Source organism: Paracoccus sp. SSK6, assembly GCF_039770665.1.
Lineage (GTDB): Bacteria > Pseudomonadota > Alphaproteobacteria > Rhodobacterales > Rhodobacteraceae > Paracoccus.
The window spans coordinates 1-6403 of record NZ_JBDPNJ010000055.1 but is presented as its reverse complement, the minus strand read 5'-3'; the positions used below and the strand labels follow the sequence as shown (position 1 = coordinate 6403).

Below are 6403 nucleotides of genomic sequence, written 5' to 3'. Positions count from 1 at the left end.
GGAGATCAGATCGCTCGTTTTGGCCCAAAGAGGCCAATGCGCCATAGCACGCGCCAGCTATTGGTAAGCGCGCGCGCCATGGCGCCGGCCACAACCACCTGACCTGGTCTTACGCCGCCGCGTGGCCGGATTTTACGCCGCCGTTGACAGGTGGACCGCAACGATATCAACTATGGAAAGCTAAGCTGAGACTTCAGCACGCGCGAAGAGTCCTTCACCGACGTTCGACTAGCCAGAAGCTTATTTCAGGCGGCGAGTACTAGTTTAGTTTATGAGGCAGTGATGCTGCGCTCGGGTGATCAGGGTTGAGGCTGACATTCGCTTGCTCTGCTTTCAAGCGAACATAGCCTCTGATCATCTTCTCAGCAAACTCGTACCAACCCTGGCGACTGCCAATCAAAATACAACCGTGTGCCTCCCCTTTGAGCCGGTTCATTCGATTATTGAACTGCGCGCGGGTCGAAGGCTCACGCTGCATCTCATTCATGACGTGCCTATACGTTAAAAAGATGTCAGCGCTTCTCTTTTTTAACTCGTGACCATCCGCAACTGCAAACAAGATTGCACTATAGGTATCATCATACTTTTGTGTAGCTTTCTCATATGGACCTCGCAACTTCATGTCCATTGCATTAGCGGCATCCTCCATTGCTTCTGCAAAAAGAGCAGGCGTAACCAAGCCGCCATTATTCGCTTCATAGACCCGCCAAAAAAGCTTTTCCGCTATAAAATGGACATAGTACGGAAAGCCATCACATATCATTGCAATACGATATACGGTAGTTTTGTCGACGTTTATTCCAAGAGCCTGAGCCGCTGTTTCAACTATCTCGATTCGCGCATCCCAAGGGAGCTTACCAAGGTCCACCGCATGGAAGTATCGATCAGCACTACCATGCGCTGCCATTAAGGCCTCTGCGCTTTCTGCGATACCACAGAAAATGAAGCAGACGTCGACTCTCTTGTCTGATACCTGTTTGATAAGGTTAGCGAAGTCACGTTGGACACTGGTATCAGAGATCAAGTCAAACTCATCGACGACGAATACCGGACGCCCGCCCATGGTTTGGGACAAGAACTGAATCAATCTGACCGCATCGTTAACCGAAAGAGGCTCTTCGGTAATCCTCCCCGTTTTAACGGGATGTGACCGTAGAACTCACGCGGCCATTCTCAGCTTCATGGCGGGTGTACCCCCGCCGATGCCCATGTTGGGGCGTTCGTGGTTGTAGGTCCATAGCCATTCAGTGGCGATTTCCTGCACCTCCTCGATGGTTTCAAAGATGTAGAGGTCCAGCCATTCGTGGCGGACCGTCCGGTTGTAGCGCTCGACATATGCGTTCTGCTGCGGCTTGCCGGGCTGGATGTAGGTCAGGGCGATGCCCTGCTTCTCGGCCCAGGTCATGAGCGTGGAGCTGACATATTCCGGGCCATTATCAACCCTTATGGAAAGGGGCTTGCCGCGCCATTCGATGATCTGGTTCAGGGACCGGACGACCCGCTCCGCTGGCAGCGAAAAATCTACCTCAATGCCCAGGCCCTCGCGGTTGAAGTCGTCCAGCACGTTCAGAAGTCGGAACTGCCGTCCGTCGACCAAGCGATCGGCCATAAAGTCCATCGACCAGACCAGGTTTGGGGCTTCAGGAACCGCCAGTTCCTCAGGCTTCTCGCGCTTTAGCCGTCGCCGCGGCTTGATTCGCAGGTTCAACTCCAGTTCGCAGTAGATCCGGTGGACCCGCTTGTGGTTCCAGACATGCCCTTTGACGTTCCGCAGGTGCAGAAAGCACAGCCCGAAACCCCACGTCTTGTGAACATTGGTCAGCCCGACCAGCAGGTCGGCGATCATCTCATTCTCGTCGTCGCGCTTGGGGCTGTAACGGAAACAGGTCTCGCTGACGCCAAACGTGCGGCACGCCAACGCAATGCTGATCCCCTTCGTTGCCACCGCCTTCTCGGCCAGCTCGCGGCGCTGAGCTGGCCGCGTTACTTTTTTCCGAGAGCCTCTCGAAGCAGATCGGCTTGCATGCTCAGGTCGGCAAACATGCGCTTCAGCCGCCGGTTCTCGTCCTCCAGGGCCTTCATCTGGCTCATCATCGAGGCGTCCATGCCGCCATACTTCGCCCGCCACTTGTAGAACGTCGCGCTGCTGATCCCATGCTCGCGACACAGGTCAGGCACAGGCAAACCACCCTCGGCTTGACGCAGCACGCCCATGATCTGGGCTTCAGTGAAACGGCTCTTCTTCATCTGAATCTCCTCGTCCAACTTGCCGAGAAAATTCTACGTCTGCATCCCCTTAGTTCTGGGGAGGATTACCCTTCAACTTCTTTTTCTTTTGTGCCTGTAGACGTATTTGCCGTAGCAGAAACACCCCACCAAGAAAAACCCAGCACGCCACTCTTCTGTCGTGTTTCTTCGACTACCCTAGGGTCCCGTACTAAAGCTTCATCAAATATATCCTTAATGATCGACTTAAATGTACTTTGGGCGTCACAACTAACGATGATTGGATCGTGGCCAGAAGATATTTTAAATGCAGCGGTTTGGGCTAATGATGATTTTCCAACACCACGTAGCCCGTGAATCAGAACATGCCGCCCAGGGGCATAGAGCGCCTTCTCAATGCCATGAAGCTGTTCTGCACGCCCTTTGAGGAATTCTTCTGACTGAAGTGGCTGCGACGGGGATAGAACCCTTGACAATGCCTTTCCAAAGTCATGCTGATTAGAATGCAAAACAGCCCGAAGACTATTGAGTTTATCCACTTGTACTACCTACCTTTTGTATGCTGCTAAAGATGGTGCACAAAAGACAGGTGAGCAAGAGGCCAGAACCACGGTGCGATCATCCGCTGATTTGAACTAGCCTCCAGAAGCTTCTGCAGCACGAACATAGGCATAGAGCGTCGGCTTTGAGATGCCCAGCATAGTGCAGATTCTGGCAATGGGCGTTTTCTTTTCCTGATAGAGCCGCACCGCGAGATCGCGCTTGTCCTTGTCGAGCACCTGGGGACGCCCGCCCTTGCGACCACGGGCACGTGCCGCTGTCAGGCCGGCTTGGGTGCGCTCCCGGATCAAGTTGCGTTCAAACTCCGCAAGGGCTCCGAACAGGTGGAAAGTAAGCTTGCCCGATGTCGTGTCGGTGTCGATCGACTCTTGCAGGCTCAGCAGTCCAACTTTCTGCTCTTCAAGCCAGGTCATCCACCCGATGAGGTCTCGCAACGAGCGGCCGAGACGGTCGAGCCGCCAGACCACCAGGGTGTCACCGGCACGCAGTTGCTCTTTGACCTTTTCGAGACCGGGCCGGGAAGCCACTGCCCCGGATGCTGTATCGGCGATGACCCTCTCACAGCCCGCCGCCAGGAGGGCATCCCTCTGGAGATCAAGGTTCTGCTCGATGGTGGAGACCCGCGCATAGCCGATCTTCATGGTCGAGGACCAAATTTCGTAAAGAAAGTCGTCATGGCGGGAAATATACTGCCTTAGTTTTTCTTACCGAGTAGATTTACTCGGAAATGGCAGGTTCTGCAACGAACACGCTGGTCCTCACCCTGAGTAAAGAAAACCTCCGTTTCCTTTACCTGGCTCGTGATGGCAGTGACGACGCCGCCACCTTCATCAACCCTCCACACGCCGGACAGCACAAGCACACACCCAATACTTGACAGTTTAAATAAGAATTCGTAGCGAAAATGGCAGCTTGGCATGTGGCGCGTTCATCATGTGCAGGCGCGTAACCAATTTCTGTGCCCTCACCTGGGCCGTTTTCTGCCATACCGCCAAGGAACCATGATGAACAAACCGTTGATTGCCTGCTTGCTCGCCGGGGTTGCGGCAGTGCCTGCTATCGCTCAAGACGCCCCTTACGTCTTGTCCGAGATCACGCTTGAGGCGGAAAGCGACACCACGCTGGTCCAGGACGGCTATGTCCCTGGCATCAGCCGCACGGCCACGAAGCTGGACACGCCGGTTGGCAAGATCCCGCAGGCGGTCACCATCATCACCCAGGACCAGATCGAGGATCAGGCGCCGCGCACGCTGAACGAAGCTCTGGGCTATACGGCGGCGGCGAACCCGAACAACTACGGCTTTGACACCCGGTTCGACGCCTTCTTCCTCCGCGGCCTACCGGCTTACTACAACGGCTATTTCCGTGATGGACTGCGCCAATACAATGCGCCGACCGCTTGGTTCAAATCCGAGCCTTACGGCCTAGAAGGTGTCGCCGTGCTGAAGGGGCCGAACTCGTCCCTTTACGGCGTCAGCGGACCGGGCGGCATCGTCAACCTGATCACCAAGCGGCCGAAGAACGAGCGCTACCGCGAGATCGAACTGACCACCGGGGCCAACGACCGCGCCCAGATTGCGGGCGATATTTCCGGTCCTGTCTCCGAAGGCAGCGAGTTCAGCTACCGCCTGACGGGTCTGGCCCGCAAGGCGAACAGCGATCTTCCGGGCTATGCGGATGACAAGACCTATTTCGCCCCGGCCCTGTCCTGGGACAATGGCGTGACCCGTGCAACGCTGCTGGCGGAGGTGTCTAGCTCTGTAACGGGCGGAACTGCCGCATTCTACAGTCCGCCGTTTGGGACGCCAGGTTACGGGAAGCTTACAGATCTTTACGAGGGCGATCCCGACTACAACGACTTCGAGCAGGACCAGTGGCGCCTCGGCTATGAGATCGAGCATGACCTGAACGACAGGGTCACGCTGCGCCAAAGCTTCCGGGCGGCCCGCGTCGATAGCGACTTGGAATACAGTGGGCACTATCTGCCTGATTATCCCGGTGCCGAATTGGCCCGCTATTGGGGGCACTACAAGGAAGACATCGACACGCTGGTGCTCGACAACGGATTGCGCTGGAGCGTGAACACCGGTCCGGTGTCGCACGAGATCCTGGCCGGCATCGACATGACCCGCGCCGATTACGAATCGTATCGCCATGATGGTTTTATCTCGGCTTCCGAAACGGCTGCAGCCGCCCTGTCTTCCGACGGTGCGCAAGAGCAGCGACAGAAGGGCATCTACCTGCATGACCAGATGCAGTGGGGCAACTGGCAGGCCTTTGCCAGCGCCCGCTGGGACAGTGTCGAGACGAACACGACGGCTCCCGACGGTTCAAAAAGCACGCAGGACGACACCGGCCGATCCGGACGCCTGGCGCTGAGCTATGACTGGACCAACGGCGTCATGGTCTATGGCAGCGTTTCGACCTCGTTCGCGCCCAATATCGGCTTTGTTTATGATGATCCGGCCGATGACAGCACGCAGAGGGCCGCCCGCCCGACGCAATCCACGCAGCGCGAGATCGGCCTCAAATACGCGCCCGAAGGCACAAACTTGCTGCTGTCAGCGGCTGTCTTCGACATCGATCAACGTGATGGCACGGTGCTTGATGTGTCGACCGGCGAGAACCGCCAGCGCCAGCTTGATCTGAACAGCCGCGGCTTTGAGCTGGAGGCGCAGGCCAACTGGGACAATGGATGGGGTGTGATCGCCAGTTATGCGCATCAGCGCGTCAAGACCGAGCGAGGGCTGCCCGGCACTGTTGGCAAGGAATTGTCCGGCGTGCCGAACGACACGCTGTCGCTCTGGGGCAAGTATGACGTCCAGTCGGGACCGGCAACGGGTCTGGGGCTGGCGGCAGGGCTGCGCTATGTCGGGGAAAGCTATGGCGATGATGCCAATGCCATCACCAACGACGATCGTGTCTTCGTGGACCTCGGCGTCAGCTATCAGCCCGCGCAACTGCCGGGGGTCGAGATGCAGCTGAACGTCAAGAACGTGTTTGATCAGCAAAAGCAGACCTGCACGGCCGGATACTGCTATCGTGACGAAGGCCGCACCTGGACGGCGAGCCTGAGCCGCCGCTTCTGATGGCACGTGGTGCAGGGAAGCCTGGACAGGCCGCGATCCTGTCCGGCTTGTGGGCCGCCTATGTCGCGCAGAGCGTGATCGGCGGTCTGACCTGGGGCGGACTGCCCGCCGTGCTGCGCGACCAGGGCCTGCCGCTGGACCGGATCGGCCTTCTGTCGCTGCTGATCGCGCCATGGGCGCTGAAGGTGCTGTGGTCGCCAGCGATCGAACGGTGGCGGCTGCCGCCGGGCCGGCCACCACGCAGCGCCTTGCTGGTCTTGCTCTTCGGCCTGATTGCTGTTCTTGGTCTGCTGGCCACCGGCGCCGTCGGCCTGGTGCCGCTGCTGCCGGCATTGGCCTGCCTGATGGTGGTGGCCTTCGCCACGGCAACCGCCGATGTCGTCGTTGACGGCCATGCGGTCGGCGCCTTGGCCCGCAGCGAGCACGGCTGGGGCAATGCCGCGCAGGTTGGTGGCGCCTATGTCGGATCAGCGATCGGCGCGGGGCTTCTTCTTGTCATGGCCGCGCGCGTGGGGTGGACCGGGGCT

At 58.1% G+C, this 6403-nt stretch carries 5 protein-coding genes and 1 pseudogene; 2 read left to right on the top strand and 4 right to left on the bottom strand.

The window, feature by feature from the left end; genetic code table 11:
- Positions 1-259: 259 nt before the first annotated feature.
- From AAIL68_RS16955 to AAIL68_RS16940, 4 genes are all read right to left on the bottom strand, one after another.
- Positions 260-1075 (bottom strand): hypothetical protein, encoded by an 816-nt coding sequence (locus AAIL68_RS16955; protein WP_347140938.1) that lies wholly within the window; start codon positions 1073-1075, stop codon positions 260-262.
- An 84-nt stretch (positions 1076-1159) separates the two neighbouring features.
- Positions 1160-2247 (bottom strand): IS3 family transposase gene (locus AAIL68_RS16950; RefSeq protein WP_347140937.1). Its coding sequence is split into 2 segments (ribosomal slippage): positions 1160-1986 and positions 1986-2247, totalling 1089 coding nucleotides; the frame shifts between segments, so codons are not numbered across the junction.
- Between the two features lie 65 nt (positions 2248-2312).
- Entirely contained in the window at positions 2313-2765 is a 453-nt protein-coding gene (locus AAIL68_RS16945; protein ID WP_347140936.1) for an ATP-binding protein, read from the bottom strand.
- 96 nt (positions 2766-2861) lie between these two features.
- Positions 2862-3428, bottom strand: a complete 567-nt coding sequence (locus AAIL68_RS16940) for a recombinase family protein (protein ID WP_347140935.1) — start codon at positions 3426-3428, stop codon at positions 2862-2864.
- Between the two features lie 360 nt (positions 3429-3788).
- Between AAIL68_RS16940 and AAIL68_RS16935 the strand changes: the two genes are divergently transcribed.
- Both AAIL68_RS16935 and AAIL68_RS16930 read left to right on the top strand, forming a co-directional pair.
- On the top strand, positions 3789-5876 hold the full coding sequence (locus AAIL68_RS16935; RefSeq protein ID WP_347140934.1) for a TonB-dependent siderophore receptor: 2088 nt from the start codon (positions 3789-3791) through the stop codon (positions 5874-5876).
- A pseudogene (locus tag AAIL68_RS16930) lies at positions 5876-6403 on the top strand (MFS transporter); the annotation flags it as partial. The gene AAIL68_RS16935 and the pseudogene AAIL68_RS16930, both read left to right, overlap by 1 nt.

Bases quoted from the DNA above. Each gene is read 5' to 3' on its own strand.
- AAIL68_RS16940 (WP_347140935.1), bottom strand. From the start codon at position 3,428: ATGAAGATCGGCTATGCGCGGGTCTCCACCATCGAGCAGAACCTTGAT.
- AAIL68_RS16935 (WP_347140934.1), top strand. From the start codon at position 3,789: ATGATGAACAAACCGTTGATTGCCTGCTTGCTCGCCGGGGTTGCGGCA.